This is a genomic window from Aeromonas enterica, assembly GCF_054052465.1.
This window is the reverse complement of the sequence record NZ_JBSTYL010000001.1, coordinates 15,069-39,980: the sequence shown is the minus strand read 5'-3', so window position 1 is coordinate 39,980 and position 24,912 is coordinate 15,069. Positions and strand designations below refer to the sequence as shown.

Here is a 24,912-nt window from a genome sequence, read left to right as displayed (position 1 = left end):
AGGAGTGTCAAGCCACTCCGGCACGGGCCATGACCCTTGCCAGATTGCCAGACTCACCAGATTCCAACCAAGTGACTTCGGGCCAACCGCGCAACCAGGTCATTTGACGCTTGGCCAACTGGCGGGTGGCAACAATTCCGCGATAGCGCATCTCATCATACTCCACTTCCCCTGCCAGGTAGTCCCACATTTGGCGGTAGCCAACGCAGCGAATAGCGGGCAGGTCGGGGGTGAGATCGCCCCGCTCGTAGAGCGCCCTGACCTCTTGTTCGAACCCGCTTTGCAACATCTTGTCAAAGCGCTGTTCGATGCGCTGGTGCAACAGGGCGCGATCGCTCGGGGCGATGGCAAATTGATGCACGCGATAGGGTAATCCTTCCCCCTGTACCTGGGTCAGCTCGGTGAGCGTCTTGCCACTGATGCGATAGACCTCGAGTGCCCGACTCAGACGCTGCGGATCGTTGGGGTGAATGCGCGCACCGGCGACTGGGTCTATGCGCACCAGATCCTCGTGCAACGCCTGCCAGCCGAGGCGAGCCGCCTCTTCCTCAATCCCGGCACGAATGACGGGGTCGGCGGATGGCAGCGGCGAAAGTCCCTCCAGCAGCGCCTTGAAATAAAGCATTGTGCCCCCCACCAGCAGCGGAATGCGGCCACGAGCGACTATGTCGTCCATCTCCCGCAGGGCATCACGGCAAAAATCCGCCGCCGAATAGCTCAAGGCAGGATCGAGTATGTCAATCAGCTTATGGGGTGCCAGGGCCAGCTCGTCGGCACTCGGCTTGGCGGTGCCGATATCCATGCCGCGATAGATGAGCGCAGAATCCACGCTGATGATGTCGCAGGGCAGCGCCTGGCACAGTTCGATGGCGAGATCCGTCTTGCCGGAGGCCGTCGGCCCCATCAGAAAAATTGCAGTCGGCAAGTCAGCCACGTGAAAAACTCCCCTTGCATGGTCGCCACCGGAGCGGGCGCACCTGCAAAAACTTAGCTATTGGTCGAAGAAGCGGTCATCCCGCCCCTCAGTTGCCATCGGCAAACTCGGCCAGCACGCTCGTCAACGACACGGGGCGCACCATGCGCGTGTCTGCCAGTTGGTCACTGAAATCGGTCACAAGTTCCGCCAGCAAACGACTGGCAGTTGAAAAATCATATACTTTTTCGCGGCTTATCCCCTGCTCTACCAGCCATTGGCATAATACTTCAGCCAGCTGGCTCGCATCACTGTCAGATCCGCTCTCGATAATTTGCAACAATTCGGGTAATAACCGCACCAGATCGGTCTGGCGCAGCAAGGCTGGCACCCGAGTCAGGATCATGGTGTCGCGCCCCCCGTTTTTCAACTCCAGCCCCATGCGTTTGAGCAAACGTTCCTGCTCTTCAACCAGCGCTATCAAGTTCTTGGGCAACTTGAAGGAGACCGGCAGCAGCAGCGGTTGCGCCGCCAATCCCTGCCCCCAGGCCTCCAGCAGCCAGTTGCGCAGCAGCAGGCGCTCGGCCCGCACCAGAGAGAGCAGTCCCAGCTGACAGTCTCGCGCCAGCAGCAGATAGGCCTGCTCCACCAGGGTGAGCGCCCGCCAGACGCCGGGCGCGGCCTGAACGACTGCGTTGGTCGCCACCGCCGAGGTCGCGGGTACGACAGATGCGGGCCCCGCACCGGGCAAAGTAGTGAGCAGCGTGCCCATGCCACGCATCGCATCCCGGCTGGGGGGCTCGGGCGGCTGATAGTTGCCGGCGCGAGCCGCTCCCCCTTCTCGCACTTCACCCATCGAAGCCAGTGCCCGATAGTTGTGCTCGGCACCGTACCACTCGGGACGGGGCGCCTGGTCCGGGTATTCAAGCTGTCCGCTGGCCGGCAGTTCGACCAGGGTCTCGGCCAGCGGCTCGCCCTGTTCGGCTCTGGCGGCCGCCTCCCGGTGCAGGGCGGTGAACAGCGCCTGGAAGATGAAATCGTGGATGAGGCGTGCCTGATGGAAGCGCACTTCGTGCTTGGCCGGATGGACATTCACATCAACCTGATGGGGATCCAGCTCGATATAGAGCACATAGGCGGCGAAGCGGTCGGCGGGCAGCAGCTCGTCATAGGCCTGGCGGATGGCGTGATTGATGAGCTTGTCGCGCATCATGCGGCCGTTGACGTAGGTGTATTGCAGATCGTTCTGCGGTCTGGCCCCCTCCGGGGTCGCCAGCCAGCCCCACAGCCGTACGTCGCTGTGCTCGCTTTCCACCGCCAGCGCATGGTGCATGAAGGGGGTGCCACAGACTGCGGCCAGGCGGCGCTCCTGCTCGGGCACCGTATTGGCGGCCTTGTACTGGCGCATCACCTTGCCGTTGTGGCGCAGGATCAGGGTGACATCGAAACGGGAGAGCGCGATGCGGCGCACCAGCTCGTCGATATGGGCAAACTCGGTCTTTTCGCTGCGCATGAACTTGCGTCGCGCGGGGGTATTGAAGAAGAGATCCACCACCTCCACCGTGGTGCCCACCGGATGAGCTGCCGGCTTGACGGTGACCTGCATCTCGCGCCCTTCCGCCTGGGCTTGCCAGGCTTCGGACTGTTCCAGGGTGCGGGAGGTGAAGGTGAGGCGGGAGACAGAGCTGATGGAGGCGAGCGCCTCGCCGCGAAACCCCAGGCTGCAGATCCCTTCCAGATCATCCAGGGTCGCCACCTTGGAGGTGGCATGGCGCGACAACGCCAGCACCAGCTCGTCTTTGGCGACGCCGCAGCCGTTGTCACGGATGCGGATCAGCTTGGCGCCGCCCTTGTCGATGTCGATCTCGACCCGGTCGGCCCCCGCGTCCAGGCTGTTTTCCACCAGCTCCTTGACGACCGAAGAGGGCCGCTCCACCACCTCGCCTGCGGCAATCTGGTTGGCCAGAATGGGCGGTAAAATACGGATCGGCATGGCTTGCTCCTGACCTTTAGTCTTGCGGGATCCAGACATAGTCACCACTGAGCAAGACCGCCCCCCCCTTTTCCTGCGGCAATCTGGCCAGCCAGGAAAGGCGGTAAAACAGGGAGCGGCATGGCTGCCCACGGTCTCTATTGTTGGGGGATATAGAGCACCTGCCCTATCTGGATATCCCGTGATTTGAGTTTGTTGATCTCCACCAGTCGCGCCTGGCTCACCCCGAACTTCTCGGCGAGGCGAGAGAGGCTCTGACCGCGGGTGACCACGTGGCGGATCATCCTGGCTTTGTCGCTGCTCGGCACGCTGGAGACAGGCACGCTCGGCTCCTTGGCGGCCACCACATAGGGCTTGATCACACCGGCGCCGGACGAGCTGCTGACGCTGCTGACCGGGGCGCCGCCATCGCTGCTGCGGTTTGGCTCCGTGGCCGGCATCCGGTTGGTCACCACGGGCTGCGACTGCACCTGCGCCGGTTTGCTCACGACGGCAGGCTTGCTCACCGCCACGGGTCTGCTGACCGCGGCGGGTTTGCTGGCCTGCCCCTTGCCGGTCAACATGGCCCCCTTGGTCGGGTGGGCACGGTAGTAGTTGCGGATGCCTTCGAAGATGGCGCGAGCCAGCTGATCCTGATAGCTGGAGGTAGCCAGCAGTTTCTCTTCGGCGTGGTTGGAGATGAAGCCTGTTTCCACCAGTACCGAGGGGATGTCCGGTGCCTTGAGCACTGCCAGACTGGCATGCTCCGGCGCCTTCTTGTGCAACCTGGCCACCTTGCCCATGGAGCGCAGGATCTGGCGACTGACGTCGTATCCCTCGGCGCGGGACTTGTCCATGGAAAGATCGAGGAAGGTCTGCGCCAGATAGGGATTGGGATCGGACTCGGCCAATACCTTGCCGACGCCGCCCAGCAATTCGCCCTGTTTCTCCTGCTTCTCCAGCCAGCTGCCCATCTCGCGGTTGGCGCGGTTGGTCGACAGCACCCAGACAGAGGCACCGCGTGGGGTGGAGTTGTGGAAGCTGTCCGCATGCACCGACACCAGCAGATCCGCCTTGGCCTTGCGGGCTATTTCGGAGCGCTTGTTCAGGTCGACGAAGTAGTCGCCACGACGGGTCAGCACGGCGCGCATGCCGGGTTCCCTGTCGATGAGTGCCGCCAGCTTCTGGGAAACCGCCAGAGTGACTCGCTTCTCATAAGTACGGCGCGGGCCTATGGAGCCCGGATCTTCCCCACCATGACCCGGGTCTATGGCGATCACCACCCCCCTGCCCTTGCCGCCCACCGGCGTAGCCTGCACGGCGGCGGAGGCTTTTTCTTCATAAGGCAGGTCGATCACCAGCCGGTGACCATAGGGGCCAGCCGGCGCCAGCGGGAACACCACTGGCTTGATGGTGGAGCTCAAGTCCAGCACCAATCGCAGGCCGCCCTTCTCCAGCGGCGAGCTTTCGCGGATCTTGCGCACCAGCTCGCTCTTGTTCTCGATGCGGGCCAGATTGGTGACGTTGTTCGCCCCTTTGAGATCGATCACCAGCCGATCCGGGCCGGTCAGGGTGAAGTAGTTGTAATTGGGGGCGCTGCTCATGTCGAGCACCACCCGGGTGTTATCCGGCGATGGCCACACCCGCACACTCTTGAGCTGATTCGCCCAGGAAGGTAAGGCCATCAAAGAGAGGGCAATAACAAGGATCAAGCGCACGTAGATGACAACCGTTCCAGAATGGCTTCGCCAATCGCAGTGCGAGCCTCTATCAGAGCCTCACGCTGCTCGTTCACATAAGTCAGGGTAATGTCCAGATCGGGAGCCGGCAGCCAGCCGTCACCCTTTTCGGGCCACTCCACCAGACAGAGGGTATTGGCGGCAAAGTAGTCCCGAATGCCCATGAACTCCAGCTCTTCCGGATCGGCCAGGCGGTAGAGATCGAAGTGGTAAACCTGCCACTCGGCCAGTTCATAGGGCTCGACCAGGGTGTAGGTCGGGCTCTTGACCTTGCCCTGATGGCCCAGCCCCTGCACCCAGCCACGGGTCAGGGTGGTTTTTCCGGCCCCGAGGGAGCCGTGCAAGAACACCGTGGTCGCCTGCTGGCAGGCGTGTGCCAGACGGCCACCCAGTGCCACTGTTGCTGCCTCGTCCGGCAGTGTCATCATCAACTGTTTTGCCATGTTCTTCTTTAACTTGTTATGGTGTCGGGATTAACCAGTCGACGGATAAAAGGCAGCAGGTCTGATGCCAGCATGCCCCGCTCTCCGTCTGCGGCGGCCAGATCGGCCGCTTCCCCGTGGATCACTGCGCCCAGCCGGGTTGCCTCGACGGCAGACCAGCCCTGGGCCAAAAGGGCGGCGATTATACCAGATAACAGATCGCCCATGCCGCCACTGGCCATGCCGGGATTGCCCTCGTCGCAGAGCGCTATCCCCTGGCCGTCGCAGATGAGCGTGCCCGCCCCCTTGAGCAGCACGACGCCGCCAAAAGCTTGCTGCAAGCGCTGCACGGCGGCAAAACGATCTGCTGCAATCTCGGCAATGGAGCAGCCCAGCAGGCGGGCCGCCTCACCCGGGTGAGGCGTCAGCACCCAATTATCCTGATGACGGGGACATAGCGCCAGCCAATTCAATCCATCGGCGTCCAATACCAGCTGTGCCCCCTCAATGACCAAGGACTCAAAATGGCGGCGACCCCATTCGTCCTGACCGAGTCCCGGCCCCACCAGCCGTACCGAGGCCCAGCACTCATCCGCATCTGCCTGCGTATTCATCAACTCGGCTTGATAAAGGCTGACGGAACCATGACTCGGGTGCTGACATACCCGTACCAGACCGGCCCCTGCCCGCAGGCAGGCAAGACCCGCCAGCACTATGGCCCCCTGCATGCCCACATTGCCCCCCACCAACAGCACCTTGCCGTGGGAACCCTTGTGGGCCGAGCGCTGGCGCGGTGTCAGCAGGTGTTTGAGGCCGGGGTAATCGATCCGTTCGGCAGCCGCTTGCAGACCAGCCTCCGGCGTGATGCCAAGGGGATCGCAATCGAGCCGGCCGACACCATCCACCCCCTCGCCAGTGAGCATGCCCTGCTTGATACCGATGAAGGTGAGGGTGCGGCTGGCTCGGACCAGGGCCCCCATGGCACGACCCGTGTCGGCATCGAGGCCGGAAGGGAGATCCACCGCCAACACAGGGGCGCCCAAGCCATTGATTGTTGCGACGATCTTTGTCAGAAGCGGCGAGAGAGGGGTATGGACACCCGTACCGAGCAGTGCATCTATCACCAGATCCGGCGGCGGCAATGAATCCAGCTCGCTCGCGCCGGCCATCAGCACACTCCCCCCCAGCGCCAGCCACTCATCCGCGGCCCGCCTGGCATCCCCTTTCAGCTCGGCAGGCTCCCTGGCAGCGATCACCAAAGGCTCGAGACCGATCTGCCTGGCGAGGCGCGCCAGCACATAACCGTCCCCGCCGTTGTTGCCGGGGCCGACGAAGATCCACCAGTTGCAACTCTGCGGCCAATGGTGGGTGGCATAGATGCGCAGCGCCGCACCGGCACGCTCCATCAGGGCGTAGAGCTCCTGCCCTTCGCGCTCGGCCCAGCGCTGCTCCAGCGCGCGGATCTGTTCAGTCCGCCACAGGGATTGTGGTAAACTGCGCACCTCTTTCCCGCTGATAACATCCCCGATGACCTGTACCATGATGGCTCCTGACTTTCATCCATTGGCTCTGGCTGACACACTCCGGGTACCCGATGCGGCATGAGCACGCCTGATTTTCAGCAGTTGGCCCACGATATCAAGCTATGGGCGAGCGAGCTAGGATTTGACCAGGTCGGCATCACGGACACGGATCTCAGCCTCGAAGAGCCCAGGTTGCAGGCCTGGCTGGATGCCGGCCATCACGGCAGCATGGACTACATGGCCCGCCACGGCATGATGCGGGCCAGGCCTCACGAGCTGCTGCCGGGCACCCTGCGGGTGCTGTCAGTGCGGATGAACTACCTCCCCTTCGAAGCCGGTTTCGCCGCCACCCTGCGCGACCCGACCCTCGGCTACATCAGCCGCTACGCCCTCGGCCGCGACTACCACAAGGTGCTGCGCAACCGCCTCAAACAGTTGGGCGATCGCATAGAACAACGCTGCCGGGAACTCTGTCAGGCCACGGGAGAGTGGCGCCCCTTCGTCGACTCGGCCCCCATTCTGGAGCGGCCGCTGGCCGCCAAGGCGGGACTGGGCTGGATCGGCAAGCACTCGCTGCTGCTCAACGAGTCGGCAGGTTCCTTCTTCTTTCTGGGAGAGCTGCTGATCAGCCTGCCGCTACCCCTGGATGCCCCTGTGGAAAAAGAGCAGTGCGGCAAGTGCGTGGCCTGCATCAATATCTGCCCGACCGGCGCCATCATCGCGCCCTATGTGGTGGATGGGCGCCGCTGTATCTCCTATCTCACCATCGAGAACGACGGCCCCATCCCGGAAGAGTTCAGACCGCTGATGGGCAATCGCATCTATGGTTGTGACGACTGCCAGCTCATCTGCCCCTGGAATCGCTATGCGGATGTGAGCCCCGAGTCCGACTTCAGCCCGCGCCCCAACCTGCATCGCCCGCCCCTGCTGACACTGTGGCGCTGGAGCGAAGCCGAGTTCCTCAAACATACCGAGGGAAGCCCGATCCGGCGTATCGGCTATCAGCGCTGGCGCCGCAACCTGGCGGTGGCGCTCGGCAACGGCCCGGCCACCCCGGACGTCATAACCGCGTTGCAGCTGGCGCAGGATGAGGCGGAGCCCATGGTGGCCGAGCACATAGCGTGGGCGCTGGCGACCCTGGCCCGGCGCCAGCAGGATGACAGCAAAAAAACCCGCTTGTTGATCCGTTGCATCGAAAAAGGTCTGCCGGATCACGCATAAGCGATCTGCCCCTTGCCGGATACAAGCCATTTTTTCATGCTCTGCCGACGGTTAACCGTCGGCACTATAAAAGGAACAATCTGATGCAGATGTTGGGAGTGGATATCGGTGGCTCGGGGATCAAGGGATGCCTGGTCGACACTGCTACGGGCGAGCTGATTGGCGAACGCCATCGTCTGGTGACGCCGCAACCGGCCACCCCGGCTGCCGTTGCACATACCCTCAAGGCACTGGTGGAACATTTCCAATGGAAGGGCCCGGTGGGCTGCGGCTTTCCTGCCACCATCCACAACGGCATCGCCAAGAGTGCGGCCAACATCGACAAGAGCTGGATTGAAACCGATGCCGCTCACCTGTTTGCCGATGTGACCGGCCTGCCCTGCCATGTGCTCAACGATGCCGATGCGGCTGGCCTGGCCGAGATGCGCTTCGGTACCGGCAAGGATCGCAGCAAGGGAGTCATCATACTGGTCACGGTCGGCACCGGCATCGGCACAGCCGTGTTCGTCAATGGCCAACTGCTGCCCAACACCGAGCTGGGCCACCTGATGCTGGAGGGCATGGTTGCCGAGCACTACTGTTCGGATGCGGTGCGCAAGCGCGAGGATCTATCCTGGGGGCGCTGGGGTAAACGCTTCAACAAGTACCTGGCCAGACTGGAGTTTCTGTTCTCCCCCGATCTCTTCATTCTGGGGGGCGGCAGCTCCTCCAAGCTCGACAAGTTCATCGACAAGATTGAGACTCGGGCTCCCCTGATAGCGGCCGCCAACCTCAATCAGGCCGGCATCATAGGCGCAGCCCTCCATGCCGCCGAGCTCAGCCTGGAGCAAGCCCCCCGCTGAGCCGGACGCTTGGCAGATGATGAAAGAAGCCCGGTATCTGCCGGGCCTTTTGATTGCCCCGTGTGCTAGATATCATCGAGCCTGTGTACTCCGTGCACCAGCCGGGTCAGGCGGGTCTGCTCCAGCGATGACAGCGCACTCAGCAGTGCGGCCGTCTCTTCCGTCGGACACTCGCGGGCCAGGTGACTGAGCTCACCGATGAGTTTCTCCTCCTGACGGCACACTTGCTGCACTATGTCCTGGGTCTGCGCCATGGCAGGCAGTGACAGCCGCTGGATGTCAGGCAACAGATCCTCGCTGAACCCTCGCTCAAGCCAGGTCTCCCTGATCCCGTCCCCCAGCTGGCCCAGATAGTCGTTTAGATGGACCCTGGCCGCCTCCTCCCGCTCTTGCAGATAGGCCAGCAGCAACCGACTGCGCTCGCCATCCACCTCGGCCATCAGTCGCCCGTAGCAGAGTCCGAGCTGGTGATGAACCTGTTCCAGATACAGCAGCAAGTCCTTGATCTGTTGAAATCGCATTGCTCCGCCCTCCTGCATATCATGCTATTTCAGTATAAAAAACAGGCAATTGCAATCCAAGCCCAAGCGCTGCCCTTGTTGCGCTGCATCAAGACGCAGGCCAAGAAAGCAACGATCAGAACAAAGTGGAATGATTTGTGCCGATCCGGTAGCGATTGCAGCATGACCGGGCAAACCCGAATCGAGACTAATAAAGAAGTAGATAAGAACACATTTACCATTTGATATTCGGCGATATGGCTACACTGCCAAATACAATATTGATGTGAGCCAGATCACCGTCCGCGTTAGTTGGCAAACGGGAATCCTTATCACTTTTTTAGACGTCTAGAAGTATAAACACGCGTTGACACAGCCATCCAGACATCTTAGCATCATCCTCCATGATGACAGAGCAACCCAGTGGAACCTCTGCCCAATTCACCCGCCTGTAGCGCCCTGTGCTTTAAGGCTGTTAGCACGGAAGAATCCATGATTAAGTTGAACGGTCTCAACAAAGTCTACGGTAAAGGCAGTGATGCCGTGCACGCGCTGCGTGACGTGAGCCTGCATGTGCCACAAGGCAAGATTTTCGGGGTGATCGGCGCCTCGGGGGCCGGCAAGAGTACCCTCATTCGCTGTGTCAACCTGCTGGAGCGCCCGACAGAAGGCCAGGTCATCGTCGATGGTCAGGACCTGGTCGCCCTGCCGGAGCGCGAGCTGACCCAGGCCCGCCGCCAGATCGGCATGATTTTTCAGCACTTCAACCTGCTCTCCTCCCGTACCGTGTTCGCCAATATCGCGTTCCCGCTGGAACTGGCAGGCTGGAGCAAGGCCCAAATCCAGGCACGGGTCGATGAATTGCTGGCCCTGGTCGGGCTGGAAGCCCGTGCCCATGCCTATCCGTCCGAGCTGTCAGGCGGTCAGAAGCAGCGTGTCGCCATCGCCCGGGCGCTGGCACCGGCCCCCAAGGTACTGCTGTGTGACGAGGCCACCTCGGCTCTGGATCCGCAGACCACCCGCTCGATCCTGACCCTGCTCAAGGAGATCAACGTCAAGCTGGGGCTCACCATCCTGCTCATCACCCACGAGATGGACGTGGTGAAGGGGATCTGCGACGAAGTGGCCATCATCAGCGACGGCAGCCTGATCGAACAGGGCGAGGTTGCCTGGTTCTTCAGCAACGCCAAGACCCAGCTGGCACGGGACTTCATCCACTCCACCATCCATCTGGAGGTGCCGCAGGAGTATCAGGACAGGATGAGTGCAGAGCGGGTAGCCAACAGTTATCCGCTGGTAAAGCTCGGCTTTACCGGCAGCACGGTCGATACGCCACTGATTTCCGAGGCGAGCCGTCGCTTCAATATCGACATCAGCATCTTGAGCGCCGATATCGAGTATGCCGGGGGCGTCAAGTTCGGCTTCCTGCTGGCAGAGCTGTTCGGGGATGAGGCCCAGTGCGAGGCGACCCAGCAGTTCCTGATAGACAACCATATTCAGCTGGAGGTGATGGGCTATGTCCGAAGCAATGATTAATCTGCTGGTCACAGCGCTCGGCGACACCCTGCTGATGGTGTTTGCCTCCGCCCTGTTTGGCTGTCTGCTCGGCCTGCCGCTGGGTGTGGCACTGCACGTGACCAAGGCGGGCCAGATCCTGACCAACCCGGCCCTGAACAAGTTGCTCGGCATTCTGGTCAACATTGGCCGCTCGGTGCCCTTCATCATTCTGCTGGTTGCCATTATTCCGCTGACCCGGCTTATCGTCGGTACCAGCATAGGCACCATAGCCGCCATAGTGCCGCTGACCATAGGTGCCGTGCCCTTCATCGCCCGTCTGGTGGAAGGGGCCCTGATGGAGGTGCCGGACGGCTTGCTGGAAGCGGCCAAGGCCATGGGTGCCAAACCCCTGCAAATCATTACCAAGGTGCTGCTGCCCGAGGCCCTGCCCGGCATCGTCAACAGCGTCACCATCACCCTGGTCACGCTGGTGAACTACTCCGCCATGGCCGGTGCCATCGGAGGCGGTGGTCTGGGTGATGTGGGTATTCGCTACGGCTATCAGCGCTTTGACCCCACCGTCATGCTGGCAACCGTCGTCATTCTGGTTTTATTGGTTCAACTCATCCAGAGCGCAGGTGAGCGCCTGGTCAACACATGTGATCATCGTTAATCGTCGATTTCTGACAGGAGGTTTTTATGAAATTTGGCATTAAATCCGTTGCGGCTGCCCTGCTGGCTGGCCTGGTTCTGGCCGGTTGTGGCCAGAAAGAAGAGAACAAGACCCTGAAAGTAGGCGCCATCGCCGGGGCGGAATCCCAGCTGGTGGAAGCCGCGGCCAAGGTCGCCAAGGACAAGTTCGGTCTGAACGTCGAAGTCGTTACCTTCTCCGACTTCGCCACCCCGAACGTGGCCCTGAATGATGGCAGCATCGATCTGAACGCCTTCCAGCACAAACCGTATCTGGATAGCCAGGTCAAGGATCGCGGCTTCGATCTGGTGCCGGTCGGCAACACCTTCGTCTACCCCATCGCCGGCTACTCCAAGAAAATCAAGGCTCTGGCCGATCTGAAAGAGGGCGCGCAGATTGCCGTGCCGAACGATCCGACCAACCTGGGTCGCTCCCTGATCCTGTTGCAAAAGCAGGGTCTGCTGACCCTGAAAGAGGGTACCGGTCTGGAAGCAACCGTGCTCGACATCGCCAGCAACCCGAAGAAGCTGAAGATTGTTGAACTGGAAGCGGCCCAGCTGCCCCGTTCCCTGGAAGACGTGGATCTGGCCATCATCAATACCGTCTACGCCTCCCAGATCGATCTGCTGCCAAGCCGTGACGGCCTGTTCGTGGAAGACAAGGACTCCCCCTACGTCAACCTGATCGTCTCCCGTGGCAACAACAAGGATGACGAGAAGGTCAAACAGTTCGTCCAGGCCTTCCAGAGCGACGAAGTGTACAAAACTGCTGACGAACTGTTCAAAGGCGGCATCGTCAAAGGTTGGTGATCACTCACTCTGCAAAAAAGGCCACGCCAAGCGTGGCCTTTTTTATTGCCGCGGTTATCATAACCGGGAGCACGGCAACACGAACGTAACAGAACATGAAAAAATGGTATCTGGCCTACTGCAAGCCAAAGGAAGAGGCCCGCGCCCGCGCCCATCTTGAAGCCCAGGGGATTGAATCCTATTACCCCATGGTAGAAATCGAGAAACTGCGGCGGGGCAAGCGTGTCCCGGTGCGGGAACCCATGTTTCCCAACTATCTGTTTATCTATGTGGATCTGGAAGAGGTCACCCCTGTCACTCTGAAGTCGACCCGTGGCATCAGCCGCATCATTCACTTCGGCAAGGAGTGGACCTCCATCAGCAGTCAGCTGGTCTATCAATTGATGAGCCGCGATGACAGCGACGAGGCGCGAGCCAGCTACGCCAACCTGCCGACCCAGGGTGACAAGGTGTTGATCGAATCTGGCCCGTTGGCCGGATTCGAGGCCATCTATCTGGAACCGGATGGGGAGAAACGCGCCATCCTGCTGGTCAGTCTGCTCAATCAGGAGACCTCCAGCAGTTTCGACAACCAGGCCTTCCGCCGTCTGGACTGACCCTCATCTGGCGTCCATGGCGAGCAACGCCTTACTCTTTCTGGTCAATCTGCTCAATCAGGAGACCTCCAGCAGTGTCGACAACCAGGCCTTCCGCCGTCTGGATTAAAAAAACGGGGCAGGCCCATCAGCCTGCCCCGTTTTTATGCCGCCTCGCTCCGCCTCAGGCCTCCCGTTCAAAGCGGCTGATGACGGACGTCAGCCGTCCCGTGTCCTGCGCCAGTCTGGCCACTATCTCCTCCCCCTGCCGGCTGCGCTGGCTCGACTGTCGGCTCAACCCGGCAATCTCCTCCACCGTACCCGCCACCTCCTGGGCAACCCGGGACTGTTGCTCTGTGGCGGTGGCGATCGCCCCCAGCTGACCGGACAGATCCTGCACCAGCTGCAGCATGGCACTGAGCGTCTCCGTCACCGACGCAACCGCATCCCGGCCCTGCTCCACCAGCTGGGTTCCGCTGCCGACCGTGCTCACCGTCTGGCGAGTCTGTTGCTGGATGCTGGCGATGGTCTGGCTGATCTCGGTCGTCGACTGGCTGGTACGGCTGGCGAGCAGACGCACCTCATCGGCCACCACGGCAAAACCGCGCCCCTGCTCTCCCGCCCGCGCCGCCTCGATGGCAGCATTGAGCGCCAGCAGATTGGTCTGCTCGGCTATGGTGGCGATAACCTCGGTGACGCGTCCTACCTGTTCACTCTGGGTGCTGAGCAGCCCCATGGCCTGATTGGCCTGGGCAATCATGGTCGCTATTTCCTGCATGGTGGCGGTCATGCGGCCGAGGGCGTTGCTCCCTTGCCGCGTCTGCACCTCGGCCTGCTGGGCTGCCCGGGCCGCATCGGCTATGTTGCCTGCCACATCCCGGGTGCTGACCGACATCTGTTCGATCGCCGCCGCCACCGTATCGACCCGCTGATTCTGGCTCGCCAGATCGGTGACGATGGCCCGGGTGGTGTCGCCGACCTCGACGCATGCCCCCTCCACCTGCCCCACAGCTCCCTGGATCTCGCCGACCAGCTGGCGCAGCTGCTGCGACATCTGGTTGATGGAGCCCGTCAGCCCACCCAGTTCATCCTGGCTCTGCACCGGCAGGGGGCGGGATGGCAGCCGGCCGTTGGCTACCAGATCGGCGCGCACCACCAGGCTGGCGATGTCCCGGGTCAAGCGGCGACTGAACAGCAGCGCGACCAGGGTGCCCAGCACTATGACGGTCAAGGTGGCCAGCAGCAGGGTGCGGTTGATGGTTTGTCCGGCGCTGGCCATCTTGTGGCCCATGCTGTCCACCTCGGCACTGGTCTGGGTGACCTGGGCCGCCAGCTGGCCTGCCAGCTGGGTCAGCGCAGGTTCGATATCGGTCGCCATCAGGTAGTTGGCCTGATCCCAGTCCGGGGCCTGACGTTTGCTGATCACCTGCCCCACCAGCTCGGCGAAGGGAGCGGACATCTCTTCAAACAGCGACCAGATCCCCTTCTGCGCCTCGGTAAAGTTGGCCTGCTGCTGTTTCACCTCGGCGACACGCTGCTGGTGGAACTGATAGTAGTCCTGATACTTGGTTCGATACTCGGGATCACCCGAAATGAGGAAGTCACGCAAGGCGGAGAGCGCATTGGAGAGGCCATTGTAGGCATCCCCCACCTGCTTGAGCAGCAATCGGCGATCCCCCGGCAGCTGATCCTGCGGCGTGGCCACCTCTTCATTGGCAAAAGATTGCAGCTGATCGAGAGCGGATTCCGCCAGCGGGCCCGCTTCCAGCAGCATGAGCGTGTGGGCGGGCAGGTTCTCCTCGGTATGGGCGATGGCCCACACCTTCTCCTGATTGCCCTTGAACGCCTTGAGAGATTGCGCGAGGGCCGGCGTGAACGGCTGCTGCTCGATGGCCTGCCAGGCGCCTTCCCACTCCTGTTTGAGGCGGGCGGCCTGGGCCGGGTCCTTGCCGAGGATGAGGTAACCGCGCAAGGAGGAGACGGTCGCCACCAACGCCTTCTGGCGTGCTTCATCCCGCTGCAGGGCAGGCAGTGCCTGCTCCAGCAGATTGGATGCGGCCTGCCCGATCCGACCGAGCTGGTGATAGACCAGAATGGAGGAGAGGATCACCAACAGGTTGATAAAACAGAAGCTTAGCAACAACTTGCTTGAAATTTTCATGAACGTCCTTGTTCGACTGTGGGTATGTTGCCCGACACTCAGTCCCCGATCAGACCCGGTAACCGTTCGCGCCAGGAGTCATGCCACCCCATCAATTCATCGCGCGGCATGGGCCGGGCTGAGAAGAAGCCTTGACACACGTCGCACCCCAATCTGGCCAGCAGTCGCCAGGTCAGTTCATCCTCAACCCCCTCGGCGACCGACTTGAGTCCCAGTTTACGGGCCAGTTCGATACTGGACTCTATTATGGCCAAACGTGAGGGGTCCTCATAGCAGCGATCGACGAAGGAGCGATCCAGCTTGAGCTCGGTGAAGGGCAGCAGGGCCAGCTGCTGCATGGAGGAGTAGCCGGTCCCGAAGTCATCGATGGAGAGCCCGAAGCCGTGCATGCGCAGGCGGGTCAGCACCTCCAGCGACTTGCCCAGATCCTTCACGAACGAGCTCTCCGTCACCTCCAGGGTGATGAGCTCGGGGTTGATGCTCCAGCGCTGGCACTGGTTGATCAGGGTGTTGCAGAGATCCCCCTCGATGAGGGAGGTGGTGGAGAGGTTCATCGACAAGTTGAGGGATAGACCCGTCTGCTCCCACAGGTGGCCATCGCGCAGGGACTTGCTGATGATCACCTCGGTCAGCTGGTCGATGAGCCCGTTGTGCTCCGCCAGCGGAATGAAGCGAGCCGGTGAGATGAGGCCATAGTCCGGGTGCTGCCAGCGGGCGAGCGCCTCCATGCCGACCCACTTCCCCGAGCCAAAGCTCACCTTGGGCTGATACCAGGGCAGTAGCTGATCCTGCTCCAGCGCCTGACTCAGCTCATCCAGGGTCAGACTATGGCCGTCCTCCTCCAGGGCCCGTTCCTGCTGTGGCCGCCAGGCACCGATCAGCTGGCTGATCTGCTGCTGGCTGGAGGGCTTCTCAATGCGCCCCAGCACCTGCAGGCCATAGGCGGCGCTCATTCGCAGCACGGCTTCAACCACGTCATCTTCCAGCGCGCTGGAGAGGATGATGCCGCCACGAAAGCCGCCGAGGGAGAGGCGGCGCAGCAATGCCATGCCATCCATGCCGGGCATGCGCAGATCGCAAAACAGGATGTCTACTTGGTGGCTCTGACACATGGCCAGCGCCTCCAGCCCGTCCTGAGCCTCCAGCAGGGAGGGATAACCGAGCCCACGGATCTGGTGCATCAGAGCCTTGCGTTGGAATGCGTGGTCTTCCACCACCATGATCACCAACTCATGCTGTGTCTTGTTCATCGAGCCATAGTCCAATTTCGCGTGTAATAGAATTCATCAGCGCCTGTACTGTCTGGCTCAACTCGGTGAGTTCTTCCAGCTGCTTCAGACGGGCCGCCGCTTCGAGCCGAGCCGCTTCCTCTGCCAATGCCAACTGCCCCACCATGCGGGCAGCTCCCTTGATGCGGTGCGCCGTCTCCACCAGGGCATGGGTATCCTGGCGAGCCACCGCCAGCATCATGTCATCGCCATCCTGGCGGTTGGAGTCCAGGTATTCCCGCGCCATGCTGCGGGCCACCTCCTCATCTCCAAACAGCGAGATCCAGCGTTCCCCCTGCTTCCTGGCCGATTCAGGAGGTTGTGGAACCGCCTCTTCCACCGGCACGACCACCGGCAGCCAGCGGGCCAGCATCTGGCGAAGGGTATCCAGGGTGTAGGGCTTGAACAGCATGTCGTTCATGCCGGCCTGCTGCATCTGCAGGCCGGCCCCTTCCGACGTATCGGCCGTGACGCCGATAATCGGAACCATTTCACCCTGCGCCCGCAGTGCCCGGGTCAAGGTGTAGCCATCCATCACCGGCATGTGGCAATCGGTCAGCAGCAGGGAAAAGTCCTGCCCCTGCCAGGTACGCAGCGCTTTTTCGCCATCGTCCACCACCTCGGCATCCACCCCGAGAATGGCAAGCTGGCGCGCCAGCAGGGCGCGATTAATGGGATGATCGTCGGCCACCAGCACCCGCCCCTGCAATTGAGCGGCATGGGCCTGCACCGGATGGATCGCTTTTTCCCCCAGCAACTGGTGGCAGGTTTCCAGCAACAGATCGGGGTAAAGCGGCGATTGACCCAAACGCCACCAGGCATCCGAACTCATTCGTCCGCGCAGCGCCTCCAGCGGGGAGAGCACTATGCCCTTGAGGGGGGATTGCTGCAAACGCGTCAACCACTCGCTGCCCAGAGCCTGCTCGAGCCAACCCTCCTCGGCTAATAACAAACCACTCACCGGCTGCTGCCACTGCTGTGGATCCAGACGATGCAATCTGGCCCCCAATCGCTGCATGGCAGACTGCAGGGCGGCATCCTCGCCAAACAGCCACCATTGCTGGCCTGCCAGCGGCGGCGCATCCCATTGGCACTCCGTCAACGGGAAACTGAACGTCAACCGGGTTCCCTGACCCGGTTTGCTCTCGAGAGTCAGGCTGCCCCCCATTTTCTGGGTCAGCTGATGACAGATGGCCAGCCCCAGCCCTGTGCCACCGAAGCGTCGGGTTATGTCGGACTCCACCTGTTCGAATGGGGTAAACAGGCGATTCTGCTTCTCTTCGGCAATGCCGATACCGGTATCGCTGACGGTAATGAGCAGTTGCTCGGCACGATAGCTGACCTGGATGCGGATCTCTCCCCGCTCGGTGAACTTGATCGCATTGTTGAGCAGATTGGAGAGCACCTGCCCTACCCGCACGGCATCGATACGGGCCCGATCTGGCACTTCTGGCGCCCACTCCAGCGTCACCTTCAACCCCTTGCCATGGGCCAGGGTGGCATGGCCGCGGATCACATCGCAGATGACGGAGGCGAGGCGACCATCCTGATAATGCAGTTGCAGCTGGCCCGCCTCTATCTTGGAGAAGTCGAGCACGTCGTTGACCAGATAGAGCAGGTTGTTGGTGGACGTCATGACGTTGCGCAACATGTAGCGCTGATCTTCGTTCAGCTCACTCATCTGCAACAATTCCAGCATGCCGTGCATGCCGGAGATGGGAGTCCTGAGCTCGTGGCTCATGGTGGCCAGGAAGCGGCTGCGCACCTGCATCGCCTGTTCCGCATAGGCGCGCGCCTCTCGCAGCTCGTGCTCCTGGCGCTTGAGCGCCGTGATGTCCTGGATCACCCCGTTGAGGATCAGGTCCCCCTCTTCCTGCGGCACAAAACTGCCGCGCACTTGCAAATAGCGATCCCCTTCGGGACGCGCAACCTTGACTTCCAGATCGAGCCGCGCCAGCGTCTCGGCATGATTGGCCACCTTGCTGACAAAGTCCTGCAGCGCCTCTTCGGTAAAGCCGAACACCTCGCCACCCGATTCGGCCGACAGGATCTCCTGCTGGCTGGTACCCAGAATCTCGCTCGCCCCCTGCGAGGCATACAAGAAACGGCCCTTGCCAGGCCCCTGCCACAGGTATTGATAAACGATGCCCGGCATGCTGTCGGTGATCTGGGTGAGCCGGGTCTCCGCATGACGGGCCCGCGCCTCGGCCTCCTTGATACGGGTCACGTCGGTGAGCACAGTCAGTACGCCGAGCATGTCCCCGTTCGGGGAGCGGTAGGGGCGCTTGACATAGATGACGTGAAACATGGAGCCATCCTGACGACGACTGTAACCCGCCCCTTCCAGTTGTTCGCCGCTCTGCCACACCTCCAGCTCCTCCCTGAGTACCCGTTCCCGCTCCTCGGGCGGCATGCCGTCGAGATCGTAGCAATCATCGTCGACCTTGGCGCCGATGAAGGCATCCCGGTATGCCTGATTGCACAGGCTGATGGATTGCTCCCGGTCACGCAGCGCCACCATGTTGGGCAGGGAATTGAGCAGGGTCTGCACGAAGGTCAGCTGCTCGTTCAACTTGTGCTCGGCCACTTGGCGCTGGGCGATCTGGCGGCGCAAGGTGCGGTTCCAGCCGATGAACAGCAAGGCGCTGAGCAGGAAGGCGCCGATCCCGAAAGAGGACCAGAGCAGCACGGTAGTCGGATTGATACCGGTCTGGATGCTCAAGGAGAGCCATTTGTGTTCCAGCTTCTCCAGTTCCTCCGGCCGGATGGAGAGCAGCACCTTGGTCAGGATCTGCTGCAGCATGGGATCCTGCTGGTGTACAGCCATGGCGATAGGCACCCGCAACTCGTTGCCGGAGAACACCACCTGATAGCGATGGTTGAATCCCTTCTGCAGCGCCTGCTCCAGGGTCGTCATGCTCATCAGCACATAGTCGACCTCATGCTGATCGAGCAGGGGCAGCAGCTTGGTATCGCTGCTGACCGTTACCGGATTGGCCCCTACTTCCTGAAGTATCAGCTCCTCGACCGAACCACCGACTATGCCCACCTTGTGGCCCTTGAGTTCACTGAGATTGTCCAACTGCTCTCCCCCCTGCCTGGCGGCAATCACCCGATGGATGAAGGCGTAATCCGGGGTAAACAGGCTGTACTGACGCCGAACGGCTGTGGGGGTAATGGCCGGAATGAGGTCCAGCTTGCGCGACTTGAACAGCGCCTGAGTCTCGACCCAGCTGCTGGTCGGTACCAGCGTAAATTTGAGGCCGGAGCGCATGCTGAGCAGTTTGAGCAGGTCGGCGAGAAATCCCTTGAGCTGGCCGCTGCCGTCGATCTCGCTCACCGCCGGCCAGTCGGGGGCGACGCCGAATCTCAGGGTCGGGTGCTGGGCCAGCCACTCCAGTTCGCTCTGGTTGAACACGATCTGGCGGGGGCCATTGGCCAGTTCGTAGTCGACTATGCCACCGGTCTCCAGAATGCGGCGTCGCTCATCAAGGGGAATATCGTTGAGTGCCAGTTCCAGCAGGCCCAGCAGGCCCTGATTGTTGGGACCCACCGCCATGGCCAGCGAGGTATCCGTCACCCAGTCAGGGGTGATCACCTTCAGACTCGCCTGCTGTTGCAGGCGCTGCAAGCGAACCAGCGCAGGCAGATCGGACAAGTAGGCATCCGCCAAGCCCTTCTTCACCATGAAAACGGCCTCATCGCTGCTGTCAGCCTCTACCAGTTGCGCCATGCCCAGCTGCTTCAGCTCCTCACAGGAGCTGAAGCCATGTTCACACACCCAACGCAGTTGACGTGCTGCCGGCAGGGTCAGCAGGTCATTCCCCTTCGCCAGCAAAATGCCACGGGGCAGCCCCATGAGATCCGACGTGAAACGCATTTTCTGTTGACGCGTGTGGCTGGGAGTTACCCCGATCAGCATGTCAACTTCACCGTCAAGCAAAGCTTGCTGGGCGCCTGCATAGTAGGGATAGGTCTTGTAGCGCAGAGTCAGCCCCAGCCGAGCGGCAATCTGGGAGGCAAAATCATCCAGCGGGCCACTGAACCCCCCCTGGCTATTGGCATAAACATAGGGAGGCCAGGCTACCGAAGGCATACCGACCACCAAATCGCTGCGCGAAGCGAGCCACAGGCGCTCGGACAGCCCCAGTCTATCCTTGTCCAGGCCAGTTTCTGCCGCTGCGGCAAGGCTCCAACAGGCAAGCCAGAACAGCAAAAAGGCACGATAGCAACGATGAAGCATGGACAACTCCTGAACAGACCGGAGAGCGATCATAGGGATTTTGGCAAAATGTGCGACCAGAAATTCGTAACTAAACTCAACCGGATACGAAAAATGGCAGGCCTAAGCCTGCCATTTTTCTGCAAGAAGGGGGCCAGTCCCCTTCTTGTCAGGTTATTCGATTCCCAAGCCGGAAGCCGGTTTGATACTCCTGCTCACGGATGTGGGCTATCTGCACATTCTGCCCTTCCAGACCTATGTCTTTCAGCAAGGCGGGCGAGAGGTGCAGATAACTGGTGCGGCGCTCCAGCCGGGTGATCCGTTTCTGAACCAGGGATTCGACGGTGCGCAGCAGGGTCAGTTCGATAGACATGATATTCTCCAGTTGAACGTGCGGTTCTCCCGGAGAGAGGTGATCACCCTGCGGGACAACCGCGGGTGATGAAAAAGCAGGTGTTACCTGTTTTCTCCACGCGGTAGAAAAAGAGCACGAGTCTTCGCGCTGCCAATGCAGCGATCGAACGCAACGTTTAGCATTGAATGTTGCATATTCGTCTCCTTACCGAGTGAAAGTTGAACAGGTTGCCACAGTCTAAAAAAAGACCGAATTTTATACAAGAACCTCACCCCCATATGGGGGAGTGAGACATCTATCAATATCCAGACGAGACAGCGCTTTCTCACCCGTCTGCCGCACACACCCGCCCCGGAAGCTACGCACAGGATTTGCCTGTCGCGTGTCAGATCCCGGACAAGAGGCGGAACTCTTCCAGCGCATAGGTATCCGTCATGCCGCTCACATAGTCGAGCAGCAGCCTTACCCGGTAGTACCACTCCTGTTCGGCACCCTTGTCGAAACGGGGATCCCGGCTGGCCACCGCCAGCCGGTATGCCTTGAGATGACGGGCCGACAGGCGGTGAAACAGGCGGCGAGCGAAGAACAGCTCGCTGCCCCCCTGCCCGGCCAGCAGCCGCTCGAACTGGCTGACGGGCAGCGCCAGCAGGCAGGCATAGGTGGAGAGCACGCCACGCAAGGCGGCATAGCCTTCCAGCTCAAGCGCCTCGACCTCGGGACGCATGAACACCTGCTCGCGGGCCACCTGCTTGAGGGTATCGAGCACCATGGCTGCCGGTGCCTGACCATGCAGCAATGCCTGGGGATAGGTGCCACTCAGTATGGTGTCGTGCTCGCTCACATAGGTGTGAGCGGCCAGCGCGATCAAGTCTTGAGTCAGATGCTGACGAAAATGGGGGAAGAAGCCTCTGTCAGAGGCGGTGGCATCCGCCAGCAACCCGGCCATGTAGACGCCCTCATCGGCCAGGCGCAGTGCCTGTTGCAGCTCGCTCAGGTTGAGAATGCGCCGATCCACCGCATCTTCCAGATCGGCGATGCAGTAGGAGATGTCGTCGGCCGCCTCCATGATGTAAACCAGCGGGTGACGGCAACCGGGCGCCAGTCCCAGGCTCTGACTCAGGGAACGGTAGAGGGGTTGTTCACTGAAGAAGATGCCGCGCTTGCTGGCCCAGCCATGATGCTGACCGTCGTGCAGGGGCTGCTGTGGATATTTGCACAAGGCGGCCAGCTGCCCCAGAGTCAGGTTCAGCTCGTGCAGGCTGTGCACCAGCCGCAGGCTCTGGGCGTTGCCATCGAACACCAGCAGATCTTGGCGCAGTTCGGCCCACTGCGGGCTGGGCGCTGTCCCCTGCGCGGCGGCAAACAGCGTATCCAGCTCTTGTGCCAGCCACTGGCTCATCACCTGCTCGCCAAAGTGACCAAACGGCGGGTTACCGACATCGTGCAGCAGGCAGGACATCTCCACCAGATTGATGAAGGCCCCCCCGCACACCGAGCCCGCAGGCAGCGCCGCCAGAATGCGGCGGCTGATCTGGCGACCCGTCTCCTGCACCTCCAGCGAATGGGTGAGACGACTGCGCACCGAGGCCTTCACATCCAGCGGGAAGACCTGGGTCTTCTGCTGCAACCGGCGCACCGGCGCAGCCTGCACGATGCGGGCGCGATCCAGCTCGGTCGCCTCCAGCAGATCTTCCTCACCCCAGGGGTGGCTGCGCAGTGACGGGATCAGACGCTGATACATGTTGTTCATCTCCTTCGGTGCGTAAAGAGGCGGCCACCTGCCTCAGGAGAGCAACCAGCGCTTCAAGCGGGCGATGTCACCCGGGCACTCGTGGCGCAGCGACTCTATCCAGTCTTCAACGTTCTCCCACCAGGCGGGATGATCCGGGCTCTGGATCAGCTGGGCCAGCTGCTGCAGCCGGCGCAGGCCGATGGAGCCGGCCGCCCCCTTGATCTTGTGCGCCTCCTCCACCACGCCGGCCTGATCCCTGGCGATCATGTTGGAGTCGAGCACCGCCATGTAGTCAGGCATCATCTTCTCGAACAGCTCGACGCTGGAAAGCAGCACCGGCTTGCCCACCGTATCGGCGTAGTCAGTGAGGAAGGGCAGATCGAGCAACTCATCCTGGCTGCCCGCATCGGCCTGCTCGTCCGCCTCATCGTCGGCCAGATCTGCGAACAGGTGGCCAATCACCTCCCGCACAGCTCTGGAGCCCAGCGGCTTGTTGATCACATCCTGCATACCGTGATCCCGATAGTACTGGCGATCGCCGGTGGCGTTGGCAGTGAGCGCGACCATGGGCGGCAAACTGTCGCCGTAGCGCTCAAGCAGCTGGGCCGCCACATCAAATCCGGTCATGTCCGGCAGCTGAATGTCCAGCAGGATCAGGTCAAAGTCATCGGGATTGGCCATGGCCAGCGCCTGGGCACCGTCCCGCGCCACCTGCACCTGATGACCGAGCTTGTTGAGCAGGGCGCAAGCGACCGTCACGTTCAGCTCCACGTCCTCCACCAGCAGGATATCGAGGGAGGGCATCTCGGGCTCGGCTTCGGCGGCCTGAGGCTCGACGCAGTCCACCTCCAGCTCGGCGGTGAAGCAGGAACCCTCACCCGGGTCGCTGTCCACGTAGAGCTGGCCGCCCATGGCCTGCACCAGCTGACGGGAGACGGCCAGCCCTATGCCAGTGCCGGTGGCGTGCTTCTTGCCCTGCACCTGATAGTACATGGCGAAGATCTTCTCCTGCTGGACGCGAGGAATGCCGACGCCGGTATCCTCTACCTCGAAGTGCAGGGCCAGCTTGCCCGGCTTATCGGCCGCGTGGGAGAGGCAGCGTACCGTCACCCCGCCCTCATCGGTAAACTTGACCGCATTGCCCACCAGATTCCACAACACTTGGCGCAGCCGGGTGCCATCGGCCATCACGAACTGCGGCATGTCACCATCCCGATCGAAATGCAGATAGAGCCCCTTCTGCTCCGCCTGGATACGCGACAGCGTCTCCAGCTCGTCGAGGAAAGCGGGCAGGTCGATGGGGGTCGGCGCGATTTCCAGCCGACGTCGATCGAGTTTGTCCAGATCGATGATGTCATTGAAGATGTTGCCGAGCGTCACCGCACTCAGGTGGATGGTCTTGAGCTGCTGATGCTGCTTGGGATCGAGGGGAGTATCCATCAGCATGCGACTGAGCCCCACTATGCCGTTGAGCGGGGTACGCAGCTCGTGGCTGATGGTGGAGATGAAGGTAGTCTTGTCGCGGCTCGCCTTCTCCAGCTTGTCCTGATACTGCTTGCGATCCGTGATGTCGCGGCCAAAGCCGAGCAGGCCAAGCCGCTTGCCGAAGCGATCGAAGAAAGGCACCTTGCGCAGCTCGAAGTAGGCCTTGCGGCCATCGGGGTACTCCAGCCACTGCTCATAAGTGAGCGGCTCGTTGCTGGTAAAGACCTGCTTGTCGGTCTCCACCACCTTGCTGGCGATGTCCTGCTTGTAGACGTCGAACGGGGTCAGCCCGATGAGCTCGGCCTCCACCTTGCCGGTGAGCTCCTCCATGGCGCGGTTGCAGCCGGAGAACTGCTCGTCTTCGTTGCGGTAGTAGACCAGGTCGGGGGAGCAGTCGATGAATGAGCGCAGCAGGGCGGTGCGCTCACCCAGATGCAGCTGGGCCTTCTCGCGCTGGAACACTTCGTTCTCCAGATCCTCGATCGCCTGCTGGCGCAGCGTCTCGGCCCGGTTGGTCTCGGCGATCTGGGCGTTGAGGCGGCTGATGTTTTCCTGCAGCTGGCTGTTGAGCTCCAGATCCCGCTCGCGCATGTCTTGCAGCTTGCGCACCATGCGAGTCAGGCGCTGGCGTGAGTCCTCCAGCTGATCCACCACGATGGAGAGAAAATAGACGGCCCAGGGTGTCACCAGCAGGCCGAAGAAGACTGAGCGCACCAGGTCAACTATGTCCACTGTGCCGCGCAGAAACAGGGTCACCCCCATCTGGATGGAGACGGCCAGCACTATGATGCCCGTCGCCAGGAACATGCTGAAGCGCACCAGTCCCAGCTTGGTCATCAGGTCGACGTAGTATTGCGCCCAGGATTTGATTTGTTTCATCTTATTGTTTTCTCCCCCATATTCGCCAAACAGAATACCAGCACGGCGCGCCGAACTCTTGTGCTGTTGCGCGATTAATTATCGATTAACATAGTCACCACGGCGG

At 61.4% G+C, this 24,912-nt stretch carries 18 protein-coding genes; 6 read left to right on the top strand and 12 right to left on the bottom strand.

Features of this window, described 5'->3' with window-relative positions; translation table 11 throughout:
* Positions 1–7 precede the first annotated feature (7 nt).
* From miaA to ACW5XD_RS00145, 5 genes are all read right to left on the bottom strand, one after another.
* On the bottom strand, positions 8–925 hold the full coding sequence (gene miaA / locus ACW5XD_RS00165) for a tRNA (adenosine(37)-N6)-dimethylallyltransferase MiaA (RefSeq protein ID WP_456493419.1): 918 nt from the start codon (positions 923–925) through the stop codon (positions 8–10).
* A 97-nt stretch (positions 926–1,022) separates the two neighbouring features.
* Complete coding sequence (gene mutL / locus ACW5XD_RS00160) at positions 1,023–2,906, bottom strand: DNA mismatch repair endonuclease MutL (protein WP_456493091.1); 1,884 nt, start codon at positions 2,904–2,906, stop codon at positions 1,023–1,025.
* Positions 2,907–3,043: 137 nt separating this feature from the next.
* Complete coding sequence (locus tag ACW5XD_RS00155; RefSeq protein ID WP_456493090.1) at positions 3,044–4,603, bottom strand: N-acetylmuramoyl-L-alanine amidase; 1,560 nt, start codon at positions 4,601–4,603, stop codon at positions 3,044–3,046.
* A complete protein-coding gene (gene tsaE, locus ACW5XD_RS00150) occupies positions 4,594–5,067 on the bottom strand; it encodes a tRNA (adenosine(37)-N6)-threonylcarbamoyltransferase complex ATPase subunit type 1 TsaE (protein ID WP_241280033.1) in 474 nt (157 codons plus the stop codon). Before tsaE ends, ACW5XD_RS00155 begins: the two co-directional genes overlap by 10 nt.
* Positions 5,068–5,075: 8 nt before the next feature.
* Positions 5,076–6,587 carry an NAD(P)H-hydrate dehydratase gene (locus ACW5XD_RS00145; RefSeq protein WP_456493089.1) on the bottom strand — a complete coding sequence of 504 codons (1,512 nt, stop codon included), beginning with the start codon at positions 6,585–6,587 and terminating at the stop codon, positions 5,076–5,078.
* 60 nt (positions 6,588–6,647) lie between these two features.
* Between ACW5XD_RS00145 and queG the strand changes: the two genes are divergently transcribed.
* Together queG and ppgK are read left to right on the top strand one after the other, a co-directional pair.
* Entirely contained in the window at positions 6,648–7,790 is a 1,143-nt protein-coding gene (gene queG, locus ACW5XD_RS00140; RefSeq protein WP_456493088.1) for a tRNA epoxyqueuosine(34) reductase QueG, read from the top strand.
* Between the two features lie 83 nt (positions 7,791–7,873).
* Positions 7,874–8,632, top strand: coding sequence for a polyphosphate--glucose phosphotransferase (ppgK, locus tag ACW5XD_RS00135; protein WP_456493087.1), 759 nt, complete (start codon positions 7,874–7,876; stop codon positions 8,630–8,632).
* A gap of 65 nt (positions 8,633–8,697) precedes the next feature.
* Here the strand turns inward: ppgK and ACW5XD_RS00130 are convergent, their stop codons facing one another.
* Entirely contained in the window at positions 8,698–9,153 is a 456-nt protein-coding gene (locus tag ACW5XD_RS00130; protein WP_456493086.1) for a hypothetical protein, read from the bottom strand.
* Between the two features lie 471 nt (positions 9,154–9,624).
* On the opposite strand from ACW5XD_RS00130, the gene metN reads away from it, so the two are divergent.
* From metN to rfaH, 4 genes are all read left to right on the top strand, one after another.
* Positions 9,625–10,668 carry a methionine ABC transporter ATP-binding protein MetN gene (gene metN / locus ACW5XD_RS00125; RefSeq protein ID WP_456493085.1) on the top strand — a complete coding sequence of 348 codons (1,044 nt, stop codon included), beginning with the start codon at positions 9,625–9,627 and terminating at the stop codon, positions 10,666–10,668.
* On the top strand, positions 10,649–11,302 hold the full coding sequence (locus tag ACW5XD_RS00120) for a methionine ABC transporter permease (protein WP_456493084.1): 654 nt from the start codon (positions 10,649–10,651) through the stop codon (positions 11,300–11,302). Before metN ends, ACW5XD_RS00120 begins: the two co-directional genes overlap by 20 nt.
* Positions 11,303–11,328: 26 nt before the next feature.
* Entirely contained in the window at positions 11,329–12,129 is an 801-nt protein-coding gene (gene metQ / locus ACW5XD_RS00115) for a methionine ABC transporter substrate-binding lipoprotein MetQ (RefSeq protein ID WP_456493083.1), read from the top strand.
* A gap of 95 nt (positions 12,130–12,224) precedes the next feature.
* Positions 12,225–12,725, top strand: a complete 501-nt coding sequence (gene rfaH, locus ACW5XD_RS00110) for a transcription/translation regulatory transformer protein RfaH (RefSeq protein WP_456493082.1) — start codon at positions 12,225–12,227, stop codon at positions 12,723–12,725.
* Between the two features lie 163 nt (positions 12,726–12,888).
* Here the strand turns inward: rfaH and ACW5XD_RS00105 are convergent, their stop codons facing one another.
* The 6 genes from ACW5XD_RS00105 to arcB all read right to left on the bottom strand — a co-directional run bounded on the left by ACW5XD_RS00105 (position 12,889) and on the right by arcB (position 24,806).
* Positions 12,889–14,865 carry a HAMP domain-containing methyl-accepting chemotaxis protein gene (locus ACW5XD_RS00105; protein WP_456493081.1) on the bottom strand — a complete coding sequence of 659 codons (1,977 nt, stop codon included), beginning with the start codon at positions 14,863–14,865 and terminating at the stop codon, positions 12,889–12,891.
* Between the two features lie 38 nt (positions 14,866–14,903).
* A complete protein-coding gene (locus tag ACW5XD_RS00100; protein WP_456493080.1) occupies positions 14,904–16,115 on the bottom strand; it encodes an EAL domain-containing response regulator in 1,212 nt (403 codons plus the stop codon).
* Positions 16,096–20,376 (bottom strand): ATP-binding protein, encoded by a 4,281-nt coding sequence (locus tag ACW5XD_RS00095; RefSeq protein WP_456493079.1) that lies wholly within the window; start codon positions 20,374–20,376, stop codon positions 16,096–16,098. Before ACW5XD_RS00095 ends, ACW5XD_RS00100 begins: the two co-directional genes overlap by 20 nt.
* Positions 20,377–20,524: 148 nt before the next feature.
* Positions 20,525–20,728: a hypothetical protein gene (locus tag ACW5XD_RS00090; protein WP_456493078.1), complete on the bottom strand. Its 204-nt coding sequence runs from the start codon at positions 20,726–20,728 to the stop codon at positions 20,525–20,527.
* A 367-nt stretch (positions 20,729–21,095) separates the two neighbouring features.
* Positions 21,096–22,451 (bottom strand): dGTPase, encoded by a 1,356-nt coding sequence (gene dgt / locus ACW5XD_RS00085; RefSeq protein WP_456493077.1) that lies wholly within the window; start codon positions 22,449–22,451, stop codon positions 21,096–21,098.
* A gap of 42 nt (positions 22,452–22,493) precedes the next feature.
* A complete protein-coding gene (arcB, locus tag ACW5XD_RS00080) occupies positions 22,494–24,806 on the bottom strand; it encodes an aerobic respiration two-component sensor histidine kinase ArcB (protein ID WP_456493076.1) in 2,313 nt (770 codons plus the stop codon).
* Positions 24,807–24,912: the final 106 nt, after the last annotated feature.